This is a genomic window from Oleiphilus sp. HI0117, assembly GCF_001635235.1.
This window is the reverse complement of sequence record NZ_LWGA01000765.1, coordinates 1-16,693: the sequence shown is the minus strand read 5'-3', so window position 1 is coordinate 16,693 and position 16,693 is coordinate 1. Positions and strand designations below refer to the sequence as shown.

The 16,693-nt window shown below is 44.3% G+C and carries 15 protein-coding genes and 1 pseudogene; 8 read left to right on the top strand and 8 right to left on the bottom strand.

Annotated features, from left to right (window positions below; translation table 11 throughout):
- Both A3757_RS12370 and A3757_RS12365 read right to left on the bottom strand, forming a co-directional pair.
- A partial coding sequence (locus tag A3757_RS12370; protein WP_231878266.1) for a DNA topoisomerase occupies window positions 1-1,135 on the bottom strand: 1,135 nt, incomplete at its 3' end.
- Between the two features lie 51 nt (window positions 1,136-1,186).
- Complete coding sequence (locus A3757_RS12365; protein WP_068512067.1) at window positions 1,187-2,953, bottom strand: diguanylate cyclase; 1,767 nt, start codon at window positions 2,951-2,953, stop codon at window positions 1,187-1,189.
- Between the two features lie 218 nt (window positions 2,954-3,171).
- On the opposite strand from A3757_RS12365, the gene A3757_RS12360 reads away from it, so the two are divergent.
- The 6 genes from A3757_RS12360 to A3757_RS12335 all read left to right on the top strand — a co-directional run bounded on the left by A3757_RS12360 (window position 3,172) and on the right by A3757_RS12335 (window position 7,984).
- A complete protein-coding gene (locus A3757_RS12360; protein WP_068552563.1) occupies window positions 3,172-4,506 on the top strand; it encodes an ATP-binding protein in 1,335 nt (444 codons plus the stop codon).
- Complete coding sequence (locus A3757_RS12355; RefSeq protein ID WP_068552565.1) at window positions 4,503-5,033, top strand: response regulator transcription factor; 531 nt, start codon at window positions 4,503-4,505, stop codon at window positions 5,031-5,033. Before A3757_RS12360 ends, A3757_RS12355 begins: the two co-directional genes overlap by 4 nt.
- Window positions 5,034-5,183: 150 nt before the next feature.
- Window positions 5,184-6,080 carry a hypothetical protein gene (locus A3757_RS12350; RefSeq protein WP_068512058.1) on the top strand — a complete coding sequence of 299 codons (897 nt, stop codon included), beginning with the start codon at window positions 5,184-5,186 and terminating at the stop codon, window positions 6,078-6,080.
- 26 nt (window positions 6,081-6,106) lie between these two features.
- Window positions 6,107-7,066 carry a hypothetical protein gene (locus tag A3757_RS12345; RefSeq protein WP_068552568.1) on the top strand — a complete coding sequence of 320 codons (960 nt, stop codon included), beginning with the start codon at window positions 6,107-6,109 and terminating at the stop codon, window positions 7,064-7,066.
- Window positions 7,053-7,598: a redoxin domain-containing protein gene (locus A3757_RS12340; RefSeq protein WP_068552570.1), complete on the top strand. Its 546-nt coding sequence runs from the start codon at window positions 7,053-7,055 to the stop codon at window positions 7,596-7,598. Before A3757_RS12345 ends, A3757_RS12340 begins: the two co-directional genes overlap by 14 nt.
- 74 nt (window positions 7,599-7,672) lie before the next feature.
- Complete coding sequence (locus tag A3757_RS12335) at window positions 7,673-7,984, top strand: TraR/DksA C4-type zinc finger protein (protein ID WP_068552572.1); 312 nt, start codon at window positions 7,673-7,675, stop codon at window positions 7,982-7,984.
- Between the two features lie 26 nt (window positions 7,985-8,010).
- On the opposite strand, the gene A3757_RS12330 is transcribed toward A3757_RS12335, so the two are convergent.
- The 4 genes and pseudogenes from A3757_RS12330 to A3757_RS12320 form a co-directional block, all read right to left on the bottom strand.
- The gene (locus tag A3757_RS12330; protein WP_082865508.1) at window positions 8,011-8,808 is read right to left on the bottom strand and encodes an HD-GYP domain-containing protein; all 798 of its coding nucleotides are present in this window, start codon (window positions 8,806-8,808) and stop codon (window positions 8,011-8,013) included.
- Between the two features lie 81 nt (window positions 8,809-8,889).
- Window positions 8,890-9,179 (bottom strand): annotated as a pseudogene (locus A3757_RS27615) (DUF3391 domain-containing protein); the annotation flags it as partial.
- 162 nt (window positions 9,180-9,341) lie between these two features.
- Window positions 9,342-9,656: a DUF3301 domain-containing protein gene (locus A3757_RS12325; protein WP_068512050.1), complete on the bottom strand. Its 315-nt coding sequence runs from the start codon at window positions 9,654-9,656 to the stop codon at window positions 9,342-9,344.
- A gap of 39 nt (window positions 9,657-9,695) precedes the next feature.
- Window positions 9,696-10,460 carry a GGDEF domain-containing protein gene (locus A3757_RS12320; RefSeq protein ID WP_082865006.1) on the bottom strand — a complete coding sequence of 255 codons (765 nt, stop codon included), beginning with the start codon at window positions 10,458-10,460 and terminating at the stop codon, window positions 9,696-9,698.
- Between the two features lie 230 nt (window positions 10,461-10,690).
- Here A3757_RS12320 and A3757_RS12315 point away from each other — a divergent pair, with 230 nt between their 5' ends.
- Entirely contained in the window at window positions 10,691-11,599 is a 909-nt protein-coding gene (locus A3757_RS12315) for a GGDEF domain-containing protein (RefSeq protein ID WP_082865007.1), read from the top strand.
- Between the two features lie 30 nt (window positions 11,600-11,629).
- On the opposite strand, the gene A3757_RS12310 is transcribed toward A3757_RS12315, so the two are convergent.
- Window positions 11,630-13,345: a diguanylate cyclase gene (locus A3757_RS12310; RefSeq protein WP_197470020.1), complete on the bottom strand. Its 1,716-nt coding sequence runs from the start codon at window positions 13,343-13,345 to the stop codon at window positions 11,630-11,632.
- A 160-nt stretch (window positions 13,346-13,505) separates the two neighbouring features.
- Here A3757_RS12310 and A3757_RS12305 point away from each other — a divergent pair, with 160 nt between their 5' ends.
- Window positions 13,506-14,513 (top strand): TAXI family TRAP transporter solute-binding subunit, encoded by a 1,008-nt coding sequence (locus A3757_RS12305; protein WP_068512041.1) that lies wholly within the window; start codon window positions 13,506-13,508, stop codon window positions 14,511-14,513.
- A gap of 174 nt (window positions 14,514-14,687) precedes the next feature.
- On the opposite strand, the gene glyS is transcribed toward A3757_RS12305, so the two are convergent.
- Window positions 14,688-16,693, bottom strand: a 2,006-nt coding sequence (gene glyS, locus A3757_RS12300; protein WP_068739705.1) for a glycine--tRNA ligase subunit beta, incomplete at its 5' end; no start/stop codon positions are given.

Sequence of the window (16,693 nt, the reverse complement as noted above, 5' to 3'; positions counted from 1 at the left end):
CTTTTAGACTTGAGTCGGCACTGTTACATATATTCTGTAAGTTGGTATTGCTAGCGATTGCATCGAAAATTTGTGCAGATTGGCTTAAGTGCCCCGAGGGTAGATAACGATTGTCAGAGCGAGGATAGGTAATCAGTTTATGTCGTTCATACAGATTCTGACAAGTATCCAAGACGGTCTTAGCACTCATACCAAATGCTTTAGCAGCATCGATCTGTAACGCAGATAAATTATATGGCAAAGGCGCAACTTGCTTCTTGGACTTAGCACTTGTTGCTTCAACATTAGCTGGCTGCCCCTTAATTCGCGCCACCACATTTTCAGCCAAAGCTTTGTTTATGACTCGCCCTTCGCTGTCCTGATAGGGCTCGCAAGCTTCGCTCGGCTGCCAACGGGCAGATAAAACTTGTTGTTCAGATATTTGGATATGGGCATCGACTTCGTAATAGTCTCGCACCACAAAGGCTTCAACTTCTGCATCTCGCCGAACAATCAAGCCTAGCAAGGGTGTTTGCACCCGCCCGATTGAAACCAGGCCCTGAAAACCGACCTTTTGAGCCTGAAGCGTAAAAGCGCGAGTTAGGTTCATTCCATAAAGCCAGTCTGCACGTGAACGAGCTAAAGCTGAAACAGATAAAGGCACAAAGTCTTTATTCGACTTTAGAGAAGCCAGGGCTTGCTTAACAGCGGGTAGATTTAAATCACTAATCAGGCAGCGTTCAATACTATCTTTCACTGACGCTTTAACGCCGACATGGTGAATCAGCTCATCCACCAGTAGCTGACCTTCCCTATCAGGGTCACCACAATGAATTATGTGATCAGCCTGTTTGACTAACTTTTTTAGAATAGAGTATTGCTTGCGGGTTTGCTTTTTAGGCGCCAGCTGCCAACCTCTAGGAAAACGGTCGGGCAATATAGGCAAGGTTTCATGCGACCATTTCTTAAGTGATGCATCATAGGCATCTGGCTCGAGCTGCTCCAGAAGGTGACCGATACACCAGCTGACTACATCACAGCGGCGTTTATCGGAATGCCCGACGTAAATACAGCCATCAGCTTTATGGTGAGGTTTAGGTAGGGCTTGCGCTATAGCCTTCCCCAGACTGGGCTTTTCTGCAATATACAGTTTCATTCATACAAAATACTGTATAAACAAACAGCTATCAAGCAGTTTCACGCCGTCTTAGCCAACTTTTTGCTCAACTCTGTTTCGACCGTTAAGCTTAGCTTGGTATAGCGCCTGATCAGCCATCTCAACCAAAGCGTGAGTCGAGCTTTCCTCGTTCGGCATGCAGGCACTTACGCCAACACTCGCTGTCACTTGAATACGCTCATCACCCGTATCAATCCACAAAGCTTCAATATGCGCCCGAATTCGCTCACCTATCAAAACAGCACCTTCCAATTTGGTCTCAGGTAAGACAACAGCTAACTCCTCTCCACCATAACGGCAAACCAGATCAGGAGGGCGTTTCACCAAACGATACACTTCAGAAGCGACCGTTTTCAGACACTGGTCTCCAGCTTGATGACCATAGGTATCATTGACGGATTTGAAATTATCCAAATCAATCATAATCAAAGCTAATTCTCGCCCATTTCGCCTGCCACGACGAAACTCTCGCTCCATCATTTCATCAAAATAACGACGATTTCTAACCCCGGTGACTTGATCAAGTGTTGATAGATCTTCAAGTTCGGAGTTTAATTTATTGACCTTTTCTAAAGCCAGTCGTAAGTCTCTGGTTCGCTGCTCAACTTCTACCTCTAATGCTTCATTTTGCATCTGCTTGGTCTCGATCAGCTTTTCCTTCACTTGCAAGGTTTCTGCTTCAGCTTTAAAACGGCGCGAAGTAGCGTCATGCAAGCGTTCCGCAAGAGCAAAAGACAAGAGAATAATTTCAATAGCTGAGCCAATTTGCGCTGCAGACTCCGTTAGCCCATTTCTAGGCAGTAAGCCAAATTTGTTCATGGCCAATATAACGGTGCCAATTAGAAACATACTCCAGGCAACCGAAAAGTACGTCGCATATTTTTGTCTCGATTTGATCGTGACATAGTAACTAATAAATAAAATAGACGAACAAGTAACGATCGCCAAAGCCGCACCATAAGGAATCATGACTGCATAAGGTAAGAGCGTGCTCAAGAAAGCCAACACGATTCCAAGCCAAGCCTGCAAATAGACAATACGATTCAAGTACGGGTGATTATTCTGCAATTTAAGGAAGTTCGATACAAATACCATCCCCGATGTCACGATTAAGGGCGTTATTACCGCCATACTCTGCTCATTCCATACCGGAAAGTTTGGCCAGATAAATTGGTAAGCAAAGCCCGTCAGGGACATCTGGGCTACAGCAAAGGTAATCACGTACAAAACGTAGAACAGGTAAGCACTATCTCTAAGTCGCAAAAAAAGAAAGAAGTTATACAAAGCCATCACCAGAACGATGCCATAGTACAAACCGTGCTCGGCAAAGCGATATTGGTCAGCCTCAAAATAGCTTTTCTCTGGCCAAAGCGTAGCAGGCAACTGAATGGAACTTGAAGAGCGAACTTTCAAGTAAACATGCTGTGCTTCATCAGCGCCATCGATTGGAAATAGAAATGCTCGATGTTGAATAGGACGCTCAGAGAAAACAAAGTGATCACCTGTACGGACAAATTCAACGACTTCACCTCCTTTAACCCGATAAAACTCGATTTCATCTAGCAAAGCATAATTGATTTCCAACAACCAGGCGTGGTCATTCCCTGGCACCACAAAGCGGAACCAGTAGGTATCATGCGAAAAACCAAATGATGGCACTTCCTGCTCGTTCGAGCGCCAGTCCCAGAGGTTGTAGCCATGCACATCATCTATCGTCAAGCCATGTGTCGGATCGACAAAGAACTCAAGATGGTCTCCAGACAATGGTATGCCATTGGTGTAATGCTCCTCCGCCATAGCCGACACGGAATACAGGCAGACACACAGCGCTAGAAAGATCCAAAGTCCATTTTTTATTTGTAATTGTTTCAAGGGGTAATTGTCTTTTTCTGTGATGAGTACTTAGCTAAGTATAGACAAGGCTTAAAAACTTTCATGAAAACGTCTGGCATGTTTTCTAAGAGCTTGTTCTAATAATTAGCAAATTCAATCCAGTTTTTCAGTAAACGACGACTATGATTTTTTCCTCTAAAGGAAGCAAAACACCACTGCGCGAAAACGTTCGCCTGATAGCTAGCGCTCGCCTGGCCTTGTGGGGACTGGCTCAACTTTTTTTACTCGTTGACCATCTATATCTGAACTTAAAATTTAACTTCATCCTGGCGGAGTTTATTTTAAGCCTATTTGCTTTTTCAGCCATGTTCACCTTCGCTCAGCTTAAAAGCGCCCGTATCATTACCGAAAACTATGTCCGACTTCAATTAGTGTCAGATGTACTATTCATGAGCCTTCTGTTTCATGTAACCGGCGGCTCCGCCAACCCTTTTGTGTCACTTTTACTCTTCCCGTTAACCATTAGTGCAGCAACCTTAAATAGTAATTTCACCTGGTTTATGGCCTTACTCACCGTAAGTTGCTATGGCTCTTTATACTTAGTCGACCTTTCGGTATCAGAGACTTCTGTTGCGAATGAGCATGCCCATCATATGCACCACCAAATTGATGCAAGCCAAACTGCCTTTTCCCTTCATCTCATTGGCATGTGGTTCAATTTTGCAGTGAGCGCGGCCTTAATCTGCTTCTTCCTCATTAGAATGAGACAAGAGTTAAAGTCTCGACAACATAAGATCAACGAACAAAGAGAACAGTTACTGCGCGACGAGCAATTATTGGGTATTGCAACACAAGCCGCGTCTGCTGCTCATCATATCAGTACACCACTATCGACGATGGCCGTGCTCGTTGACGACCTTCAAGCAGATAGCCTGACCCAGGATTTCGACGAAGACCTTACACTCCTGGCGTCTCAAATAGCGATATGTAAAAACGTGTTAGATGACCTTCGGCACCAGGCTCTCCTCAGTCAGCAAGATGAATCTGTCCACTACTTTCTCACCCAGCTAGTGAATGAATTTAGACTCTTACGGCCTAGCGTCAGGCTTGAGAAAAACTGGAACAGCGCACAATTCGACGAGTCACCATCGCCAAATATTTCCTCAGATCCATCTTTAAGGATGGCCATTCTGAATATCCTGAATAATGCTGCCGATGCTTCGCCCGAAAGAGTCTGCTTCGAGGCAGATGTTGAACCGGACAAGCTCAGACTCACCATCAGTGATTATGGCAACAGTGATGAAAACAAAGTTTCCCGTATTCTTAGTGCCGCTGAGCAACCATTAGAGTCTGACAAAGAGCATGGTATGGGCATTGGTTTATTTTTATCTCATGCCACGATTAATAGACATCATGGAAAAATAAGCGTTGAAAGAGCAGATAAGTCGGGCACTCGCATTCATATTTCCCTGTCACTTGTAAGCTCACACCCAGCCGAAGAGCAGAAAATAAAATGACTAAGAGTATCCTTATCCTAGATGACGACCAAACCTTTTCTACGACACTTGCCCGGTCATTTAAACGACGAGGCTACAATAGCTTCGCCGCAAACAGTATTGAAGAAGCCAAAGGCATATTAACGGATACGAGCATAAATTTTGCTGTGGTTGACCTAAAGATCGATCAGGAAAGTGGTTTGCAGTTTCTGTCGATTCTAAAAGAACACTCACCTCAAACCAAGGCACTGATTCTGACAGGTTATTCCAGCATTAGCACAACGGTTGAAGCGATGAAGCTGGGTTCAGTGAATTACCTATGCAAACCTGTGACCACCGATGTCATTATCAAAGCCCTACAGGAAGAGGACGCAAACCCAGATATTCCCCTAGATACTAGCCCGCCATCAGTGGGACGCCTGGAGTGGGAACATATCCAACGCGTGCTTAATGAGCATGATGGCAATATCTCTGCAACAGCTAATGCTCTGGGAATGCATCGACGGACTTTGCAACGCAAGCTACAGAAACGCCCTTCATCAAAATAAGTCATTAACATAAAGCCAAAACATATCTGAACTTGAACTAAACCCAAACTATACCCCAAAGTAGGTGCGACAATTTGTCACTCCTTTGCACCCTTACTTCAGCGTAAAATTTCACGCAATTAATGATTTTGCGCATCAAGGAGTGCATAGATGAAAGCAGTTAAGACCCTCGCATTTAGTTTGAGTTTAGTTGCAAGTGCTTGTTTAATGAGTGCGTGTAGTGATAGCAACAATTCACAAAAAAATGATTATGAGCTTTCAGAAAGCTTTAAAGTTACCTATTTATCCGAGATGGCTCAAGTTGGTAAATCCAACCTAAAAATCGAAATTACCGATTTGGATGGCACCCCTATGGAAGGGCTTTCTCCTACCTTAAGCCCACTAATGGAAATGTCTACACATAACCATAGCACGCCTTATGGCTCTTTCACCGAAAGTGACGAAGCAGGAATCTATAACGCGACAATCTACTACCTCATGGCATCAGGCCCTGAGATGGGTACTTGGTACCTTGATATAGGTTTACCTTATGATGAAAGCGTTACCTTTCAGCCAGATGTAATGATGGCAATGGGAGAGACAGCCCGCGCTAATCTAAAGAGCCAAACTGATACTATTGCAAATATGATGGGCGGAGAAGAAAAACGCACCTACATTCTATTCAATGATGGCCTATCAGATGGAGATAGCGGTCATGACTTCAGTGTTTTTATCACTACCAAGGAAAGCATGATGAGCTTTCCGGCAATTAGCGCTGGGCAAATACTCAATGCAGACTCCGACTATGAGCTTACGATCTCTAGCATCACCGTAGCAATGTCAACAGACCCAAGTGATGGTGACAGCTGGGTCACAGCATCCAATGAGGGAGAAGGTATTTGGACCGCTGAAGGCCTGACGGGCCTTACTGACGGAGAAGCCGGCTCTATCTATGTACGCCTATCGGTTAACGGTGAACAAAAAACCGACGATGGCAACATTCCTGATGGTGAATATGATGAAGCAGAGTTCGTCGTGACGCCATCTAACACGATGATGGGGATGTAAATATCTTTAGAAAGATATCTATTTGCATGAAGAATAAAGCCTTTCTGTTTTTTCTCAGTACACAGCTCCTTGTGCCACTGAATCTTTGGGCTGCATCCTGTTGTGGCGGCGGGTCAGCCTCTTCTTTAATTCTGCCAAAAGGTGCGCGCATGATGTTTGATACATCATTCTCGCACGAGAACTATAAGGGCTACTGGAACTCTGAAGGAAAGCATCAGGATGACCCTGTTGGCTCTGACTTAAACCAGTACCGAAGTAGTCTTGGTATCGCTTATCGGCTTGCCAACCGCTGGCAGGCAAGCCTCCAAATTCCCTATGTATGGAATGACAATACCTACACTGGAACAGAGTCTAAAGTCGACAACATTGGTGATACGACCATAGGGCTATGGTACGAGACCTTTGACGATATTAAATGTGTCTGGAAAGTCACCAACTGGCGAAGCCTGATTCCAGCAGTATACCTGGGCAGCACCTTAACCCTGCCGACGGGTAAATCTGCATACTCTGGTGAAATTGATAACAGCTTCGATATCACGGGCCGGGGCGTCTACCGCCTGGATGCTAATCTGCTTGTCGACAAGACTATTTATCCCTGGAATATGACCTTGAACATGTCCTATGGAAAATATATTGAACGTCCTGTTAACGAAGACTCTAGCGGCTTTATCGACCCCTATGATCTGCAATTAGGTAAGCGCCTGTCAACAAGCCTGGCTTTTGGTTATACGCATTTTTTAGACTCAATGGACACGCTTACTGTGACCACATCCTATAATGATTTACGCGAAAAGGTCGGTGAAATTGATGGGAATAAAGACAGCTCCCTTCCTGGTTTTCAAAAGCAGTCGCTGGGATTAAGTATTGCCTATTCAACAGTCGCTATGGATTGGATCTACAAGCTCTCGTGGAATCATGCGCTCAGTGGTGAAGACTTTGCTGCAACAGATATTTTAAGTTTGGGAGTGAGCTATGTTCTACGTTAGATTTCGTTTAATTAGCATGCTTTTCCTTGGGCTATTATTATCTGCTTGTAACGAAGATTTAAACCCTTCCAGTGAAGATAAACGCGAAAGTGTGCAAGCGGGTAGTATCGGTAACCAGGTCAACCAGGTTGCTAGTGACTTCAGCATTCTTGACACTGAAGACAATGTGCTGACTTTAAGTGATGAATTAACCGCTTATGATGCGGTTGTACTCTATTTCACCATGTGGTGTCCGCTTTGTGATAGCCATATGTCGAGTATTCGCGAGTCAATCAAGCCAAACTATCCGAACATTCATTTTATTAGTATTGATTATGTCTCAGGATCGACTGAACAAGCCCGGGCGAATCAGATCTCTAGCGGTTATCGCTCTGAAACAGTGGTAGCAGATACTGCTCATAACTTAACTGAGCAGTTCAAGGGAGATATGGGCGTTACGGTTGTGATCAATTCAGACGGCCTCATTCTTATGAATGAAGGCTTCAAACACGCTAAACTGACAGAGGCCTTGGAATTAGCAAGCCAACCTTGATTCATATCAATGCTATTCTGCGGTTCTAACCTAAAATGTAGGTAATACGTACCCATTTTAGGTGAGGAAGAATCATGACAGACCGCAAAGAAAAGCTAGTTGCTTTAAAAGAAGAATTAAGTCTTCGTATCGAGAAAATTGATAAAGACCTTCACAACCGGAAAACCAGCAGTAAGTTCTCGGACCAAGTCGTAGACAGACAAAATGATGATGTACTACTAAACCTGAAAAGTGAAGCCGAAGAAGAGCTAGAGCAAATAGATCATGCCCTGCTAAAAATGGAACGAGACTTATATGGCGCTTGTGAGAAGTGTCACGAAGATATCAGCAATGAGCGTTTGGACGCCCTGCCTTTTGCTGCACTATGTACGAACTGCGCCGTTTAGCGCAGCTCCCAAGAAAGTGTACTAGACTAGCTTAAAAAATCTTTAACGTTGATCCTGAATAGGTCGGGGTCAACGGCTTTGACAATTGCATCCTGAACCGTCGGTTTCGCTAAATCAATTAATTCGGTCTTGATAAAGCATTTAAACTTGGTGTGATACATCACCCTCACCTTTGGCGAGCGCTGATCAAACTCGTTCACTTCTACAACCGCGCCCAGTCGGCCACTCTCTAGTAAGACCAAAGAACCAACTGGATAAATTCCGATACAACGAATGAAGTGATTTACCAAAGAGCGGTCCAAATGATGATCGCTCCACTCCAGTAAACGCTTAATCGCCATTGTCGGCGTCATACCCTTGTGATAACAGCGGTCGGCTGTAATCGCATCATAAACGTCAACAATCGCAGCCATTCGCCCGAAGGTTGAGATTTCATGACCACATAGACCCGAAGGGTAACCGGTACCATCCATTCGCTCGTGATGTTCAGAAACGACTTGAATAGTCAAAGGGGAAATACCTTCGATACCCAGCAAATGCTCGCGACCTAGGGTAACGTGATGTTTCATTTGCGAAAATTCATCATCGGTTAATTTACCAGGCTTATGCAATATTTCGTCTGGCACCATGATTTTCCCGATATCATGCAACAATGCACCTGAAATGGTTTGATGAAGAACCGAACGATCCAGTTGCATCGATTTACCAAAAATAGACATCAGAACACTCAGGTTTACGGAGTGCTCCATCAAGTAACTATCTTTCTCGCGAATACAGCCAAGGCAAGCCAAGGCATTGTGATTTCTGAACAAAGAGTCCAGCATATCTTCCGCAAGATTATCAATAGCGTCTATAGGAAGCGCCTGACCAGTCTTAACGTCCGTGAGAATACCGCCCATGAGTTCAACTGCTTCTTCATGAACCTTTTGAGCCGCCAGCATTTCCTCGCCCAAACCTAAACGCGGCTTGTTTAACGAGCTCAGTTCACCTGCCGCTGCTAGTTTCTTTTCATTTTCTTTGTCAATCTCGGCAAGGGTCGGCGCATCCTTTAAATCCTCACCTAGAAAAGTATCGATATAGACTTCTTTAATGCCTAGTTTTTTATCTTTTCAACAGTTAGATCTTTCTTGATTTTCCCCTTCTTCTTAAAGTTGGAATGAGGAATCCAATCACTATTAAGATCAGATATATACATTCCAACTTGAAGGGAGTCGATAGGAATTCGTTTGATCATATTTATTCTTACACGCTAAAGCAGGTGCGAATTAAAAACACCTGCCAATTTGTGAATAGCTTCTTTTTGTCGATATATAGAGTATAGGTGCTCGATACAAATTAACCACTTCCAATAATAAAACTATTCCACTCGATGTGGTGCCAATTTGACCCCTTGAACACGTGCTCCGGCCATCTTCACACTACCTTTATAACGATCTTCTCCTGTAGAACTGAACTCAAAACCATATTCACGAATAATCTGTAAGCGCCCAGCATTCCCTCTCTTGAGCTTCAATGAGCGCAAAACGACTGTCTGGTCAAGAATACTTAAGTCCAATTCACGACAATGCTTCGCCGCGGCTCTTAGAGCAATATCTTTTAACTCTCTTGCTTTAAGCCAATACCAAACAATCAGGCAGACAAGCAACGTCAGAACCAATGATCTTAAAGACAATATAACCTCCGCATTCGAAACTCTACTCGCGCCTTGGGTTTAGGCTTCATACAAGCATACCTGATTCCGTCCCTGCTTCTTGGCTTGATACAGTGCCAAGTCAGCATTTTGATAAATTTGCCAAGCAGTTTCTGTCTTAGCTGTCGCGAATGCAATACCGAATGAGGCTGTCAAACTTATCCGTTGCCCCTGCCAAAAGCAGTCTGTACTTTCAATCGTGGCACGAATTCTTTCTGCCAATATATGCGCTTCATCTTTACTTTCGCCACAGACAATAATACTCATCTCTTCTCCGCCAACGCGCGCGGCAGTATCATTCTTCCTGCAATTTGCAAGAATCAATGTAGCAACCTTCTTCAATACTTCATCACCTGCCTGGTGCCCAAATCGATCATTTACTTGTTTAAAAAAGTCTAAATCAATTTGAATAATGGCCATTGAGGCACCGGTACGCAGATGCTGCTGAAACTCTTGTTCTAAACGGTTTTTATAATAACGCTTATTGTAAAGCGCCGTTAGGCTATCGGTCAGTGCCAGATCTGTAATCATATGCTCTCGACGACCAATAAAATAACCTAGCAATGAAAACACAATTCCCGTTGCCAAGCTCATATAGACATAGAGTAATAGATCAAAATGTTCACCAGAGAATGGATCACGCCCCGCAAGTTTCTGGACTAGAACCCAACCCGCCGGTGCACCTAACGATAAAGCCAGGCCGTACAAAGCCCTCAGAACCGGTAAGGATACAAAACGGGTGAGCCGGTTTGAGATTTTAGCGTTAGAACTACGTATCATCGTCATTGGATTTGCTCTCCTGGCGGAGCAGGCTCTGCTCCCTTACTTTGAAGGTAGCATGAACTCATGAATTGAAGTCTGACTCTGATCAAGAACCTATTCATCAAATAGTCTTTTCAAGATGCTTGTAAGTTGCTGTAATTAATTTGCCTTATTCCCGCTAGGCTCCTAGGATTAAAGTATAGAATGAATTTTTGAAAGGTCACCAAAGTACTAACATACTTGTCAAAGAACTCATGAATGACTGCCCACCAACCGTGGACGCGAATTGCTGTATTAAGGAGGCGGTTCCGCTCATGTCAAAGCAAGGTAGCTCCTGCCTGATTATTGTCGAGAACGACAAACCTATCGGAATCGTCACAGAGCGTGACATCACCAAACTGTTTTGCACGCTATTGAAAGACGCTCACTACCCAGAACATTCTATTTGTGAAATCATGACTTCTACGCCTGTTTGTGTTCAGGAAGATAGTCTATTTAAAGACGCCTTGATGCTGTCACGTAGTCGAAAACTCCGTCATCTCCCTGTTATTAACAATGCCGGACACTTAGTTGGTGTTGTGACCCAATCTAACCTAGTCGATGTATATGTTCGCTTGATCGACAGGCATGCAGAACTGGAAACTAATGTCGAAGAGCTAAAACTATTGTCACTTGAAGATGCCTTGCTAGGTATCGGCAACCGACGCGCTATGGAGGTTGATCTCACACATACTGAACAGCACGCTCTACGAACCCAGAATAGTTATAGTCTAGCTTTAGTGGATATCGACTTTTTCAAGAAGTATAACGATTACTATGGGCATCAATCAGGAGATGATGCGCTCAGACAAGTTGCTCAAACTGTTAAATCAACGCTGCGCACCTCAGACAGAGTATTTCGCTATGGCGGCGAAGAGCTATTAATTCTGATGCCCGGAAGTATTGGCCAACAAGCCAGAATATGTGCCGAGCGAGTCAGGGCAGCTATCGAGGCATTACAAATCCCTCACATTGAATCAGACAAAGGCGTGCTAACCGTCAGTATTGGTGTCGTGGAATCCAGAGTGGAAGCCTGGCAAGATCTGGTAAAACAGGCTGACAAAGCCCTTTACCAGGCAAAAAGTCAAGGAAGAAATCAGGTTACTGTAGCTGATCAGCTATAAAAGATCGGCCTTAGGTCTTATAGAACCTTATCAAGCGGTATTTTGAGTCTCATGGCCACCTGACTGACCTCCGATACAAATACGATTCCGGCCACTTTCTTTTGCCTGGTACAAAGCACTATCAGCAAACCCCACCAATGATTCACCTTTCTGCCACTCTGGTGGTGCCATGCTTGCCAAGCCAAAACTTGCAGTCATCGGTATTGTTTTGCCTTGATAAGTCATATTTGCGTCTTCAATTGCCCTTCGAAGTTTCTCGGTTTGCAATAGGGCCTCCTCTTGAGTCTGACCGTAGAGAATCGCAATGAATTCTTCACCACCATAACGAGCCACTATATCTGTTTGTCGCTGATACTGTTTCTTCATTAAGCGAGCAATCAGTTTTAAACACTCATCACCCGCCTGGTGGCCATAGGTATCATTTACCTTTTTAAAATGATCGATATCCATCATAACCAAGGTAAGCGGCGTCATGTTTCGGCGACTATTAGCCAAGGATATATCCATTGCTTGATCAAAGAATGGCCGGTTATAAAGTTGAGTCAAACCATCAATCTGGCTCATTAGTTCCAAGCGTTCTTCACGCTCCTTAATGCTTAGACGCATATGCTCCATGGCCCGAGCAACTGTCAGTAATTCATCATGCGTTCCAATCTCAATCGCTTGATCATAATTTCCCATAGCTACACGATCTGCAGCGCCAGTTAATTCACCTATAGCAGAGCTAACAGACTTATATAAACCGACTGACAAGTAGAGCAAAACCAAGGAGAAGAAAGCGACGCTGATATAGAACAAGGATAAGCGCTCAATGCTCTGCTGGTAATTTTTCGCCAATACACGGTCAGTCACCGATAAAACAAGCTGATTATGCGCGTATACTAATTGATACAAGTCGCTTAACTTCGCGTAGAACTCTTGCGGGTCACCTTTAGGAGAGAAGGACTCTATCAAATACTGTGAAAGCAGGTCTTTAGTCTGAACTAAAGCTGATTTAACACCTAATAAGTCTACGGAAGGGTTATCTCTAAATATACCGGCATAGGCTTGTTCCTTCACATCCACATCATCAATTAACTTAGACAGGTTTTGGTAAGCAGCCTCCATCGCGTCAGCACCATGTGACGCCACAAACGCCTGCCCTAAATACAAACTTCCAAACATTCTGACCAAACCTAAGGCATAGGTATATTCCTCACCCTCATTAAGTAGGTTTACGAAGGACAAAATATCGCTTTGACTACTGGAGGCATACAGATAAGAAACTTGCCTTCTCCAGCTATACGCCTGACCGACCATAATATGGGCCTCCTCATAAATCTTATCGACCCTTCCTGCCTCATTTCCGCGAATAAAACCGTCCTTTTCAAACTTTTCCTTAAGACTTAGTAAGTACTTGCTACTAGCGTTAGAACTTAATTTTTCGCTTAGATCCAGAATACGACCATAAGCCCGCTTCTTAACAGCATCAAGCTTTGAAACCAAGAAGGAGTCACTCTTCCAAGAGACAACAACAGTTATATCTCGTATCGTTTCCAAGTCTTCGATAAGTTCTGTTGATTGGCGAAGATAGTTAAAGCCAGAGCGAGTGTGCTGTGCTTGTTCTAGTTGCTGATGCGCATTAAATGCTAACTGCACAGCAAACAGAGCCAAGGGGATCGCGAAAACCGATGAGATCAACATAAACTTACCACGGTAAGTTAATCGATTCATCAGCAAAAATATCGGTTGAATCAGCTTATTCATAGCGAAAAGAAACTGCTTGTTAAGGGCCTTCAATAAGTGTACCAGCATAATTCTGTTTTTCTCTTTCACAACAATATCGTGTAGAAAATCTTTTCCAAAAAGATTATTCTTCAATGAAAAGGGTAAGGTGCTGATACAAGCAGCTTCAATAAGGAAACGTATGCTAGGTCGTAGGTCAAAAACTTTGAGTTTGTTCGGCAAATTGAAGCTGGCTAAGCTTTGTATTTTCGTCTTTCTTTTCGGCAGTTCCGAGCTCAGCCTTGCTCGTGACAAGCACTATATGATTGTCGGTACCGGTGGTGTCACCGGAGTGTATTATCCAACAGGCGGCGCAGTATGCAGGATGATCAATCGTCAACGTTCCGAGCACGGTATACGCTGTGGCGTTGAAAGCACCCAGGGATCATTGTACAACTTACGAAAAGTCAGAGAACTGGACTTGGATATGGCAGTTGTTCAGTCCGACTGGCAATATCACGCAGTACAAGGCAGTGAAGTATTTTCCTCAGAAGGCAGAGACCCAGCGTTACGCTCAGTATTTTCTATTTACTCCGAGCCATTTACTGTCGTCGCACGAAAAGATTCGGGCATCCAAACTTTAAATGACCTGAAAGGTAAACGAATTAATATAGGTAATAAAGGCTCTGGTCATCGTGCCACTATGGAAATTCTCATGCAGGCACTCGGCTGGGGAAGCAGCCTTTTTTCACAAGTATCTGAACTCAGCTCCTCAGATCAATCAAAAGCACTATGCGACAAGCAGTTTGATGCCATGATTTTTATGGCTGGGCATCCTAGCGCCTCGATTAAAGCTGCGACCTCAGATTGCGATAGCATTCTTATTGATGTTGAAGGTTCCGAAGTTAATCAGCTAGTCACTGACAACGCATATTATCACGAAGTCACCATTCCGGCTGGTATGTACCGAGGCAACCCAAATGAAATAAAATCATTTGGCGTAGGTGCGACACTAGTAAGCTCTAAAGATACACCCGACGAGGTTATCTACCAGTTAACCAAGTCAGTATTTGAAAATTTCCTCGAGTTTAAAAAACTTCACCCTGCATTCCATGCTCTCGATAAGACCAAAATGGTTAAAGAAGGCTTATCAGCCCCCTTACATGCCGGAGCAGTTCGCTACTACAAAGAAGTAGGTTTGTTGAATTAGTCAGCTGCCAATATTCTTTCAGTTGTTCTGTGGCCCACTAGAGGGTTAGCACAAGCTTAATCAAGCGCGAAGAAAAAACCTCTGCAAGAGATTAAGACCAGAAACAAAAAAGCACCACTCGAATGAGCAGTGCTTTGCTAGCAAGAAGGGAAAGCCTAACTTAGTGCTTAGGTGCTACTTAGAAAGCAGCGAAATATCTGCCACTCGCAGGAATAGCTCGCGCAGCTGACTCAACAAGGCTAAGCGATTATTCTTCAACGCTTCATCATCGGCCATAACCATGACATCTTCAAAGAACTGGTCAACAACTTTTTGAAGACTTGATAGCTCAGTCAAAGCAGCTTGGTAGTTACCTTGGTCAAACAATGGCGTTACAGTTTTTGCTAGGCTATCTACCTGAGCTGCCAAATCCTTTTCAGCTTGCTCAATCAGCTTACTCTGGTCGACCTGATCTGCCAACTCGCCCTTATTCTTCGCCAGAATATTGGAAACACGCTTATTGGCTGCCGATAAGGCTGAAGCCGCTTCGAGGCCCAAAAAGTTGCTAACCGCTTTGATGCGCTGATCAAAGTCGACCGGACGTGTAGGCCTACGAGCGTTAACCGCTAAGAAGACTTCAGCAGATACATTTTCATCCTGATACCAGGCACGGAAACGTTCCAACATGTAGTTCAATAAGTCTTCTTGGACACTATTGTTTTCCAAGCCTTCGTATTGCTCTAGCGACCAATTAATTAGGTCAACCAGATCAAGATCCAATTGCTCTTCAACAATGATTCGAAGCACACCTAAAGAAGCACGGCGCAAGGCAAATGGGTCTTTAGTACCCGTTGGAGGCTGATTGATACCAAATAGACCAACCAGTGAATCAAGTTTCTCAGCAATAGAAAGTGCACAACCCGTTTTTGTGGTCGGCAAGCTGTCGCCCGCAAACTTAGGCATGTACTGCTCATTCAACGCTAAAGCAACTTCTTTAGATTCTCCATCGTGCACAGCATAATGATAACCCATGGTTCCCTGTAAATCAGAGAACTCTAGAACCATTTCTGTCACCAGGTCAGATTTAGCTAGCTCTCCTGCACGCTCTGCATCGGACGCATTGCCACCAATTGCTGCGCCAATCTTCGCAGCTAGCTTTGATACACGTTCAGTTTTATCGTAAACCGTTCCCAATTTACTCTGGAAGACAATTTTCTTTAACTGCTCACGACGCGAGGCCAAAGTGGACTTCTTATCCGTTTCAAAGAAGAAGGCCGCGTCTGCCAGGCGAGGACGAATAACACGCTCGTTACCCTGAATTACCTGCTGAGGGTCCTTACTTTCGATATTCGCTAGCGTGATGAAGTTTGGTAGCATCTCGCCATTCTTATCCAAAGCATGGAAATACTTCTGATGCTCTTTCATCGAAGAAATCAGTGCTTCTGTCGGCACCTCCAAAAAGCGCTCGTCGAAGCGGCCGACTAAAGGTACGGGCCACTCATTTAGAGACGCGACTTCGTCCAACAAGTCTTCATCAATCACAGCCACACCACCAATACCTTCAGCAGCAGCCGTCACACCCTGACGAACCTTTTCCTTACGCTGATCATAATCTGCAATCACTTTGCCTAGCTCTAACAATAGAACTTCGTAGTCATCTGCTTTAGTAATTTCAATCTCACCCTGACTATGGAAGCGGTGACCGCGAGTCTTTCGACCAGCTGGAATATCCAGAATACTGCCTTCTACAACCTCATCACCGAAAATCATCAATACCCACTGCAGCGGTCGAACGAACTCAACCTTTTGAGCTCCCCAACGCATACGCTTAGGAATAGGCAACTTGTTCAATGACTGGGCAACAATGTCATTCAACAAAGATTTGGTTTCCTGACCTTTCTCTAGCGAGCGGTAAACTAACCATGTTCCTTTCGGCGTTTCCATTTCTTCTAGGTCTTCAGGCTTAATACCTAACGAGCCGGTAAAACCAGTCAAGGCGCGAGAAGGATTCCCTTCAGCATCATAAGCGGCTTTCTTTGACGGGCCTTTCTTTTCAACTGACTTATCAGCTTGCTGCACGTCCAAACCTTTAACTCGAACAGCTAAACGTCTGGGGCTAGCGAAAGCCTTTACCTCAGCATAGTTCAAAGCCGCATCTTTTAAGCCTGCTTCGATACCACTGGTAAAGGAGTCCGAGAGCT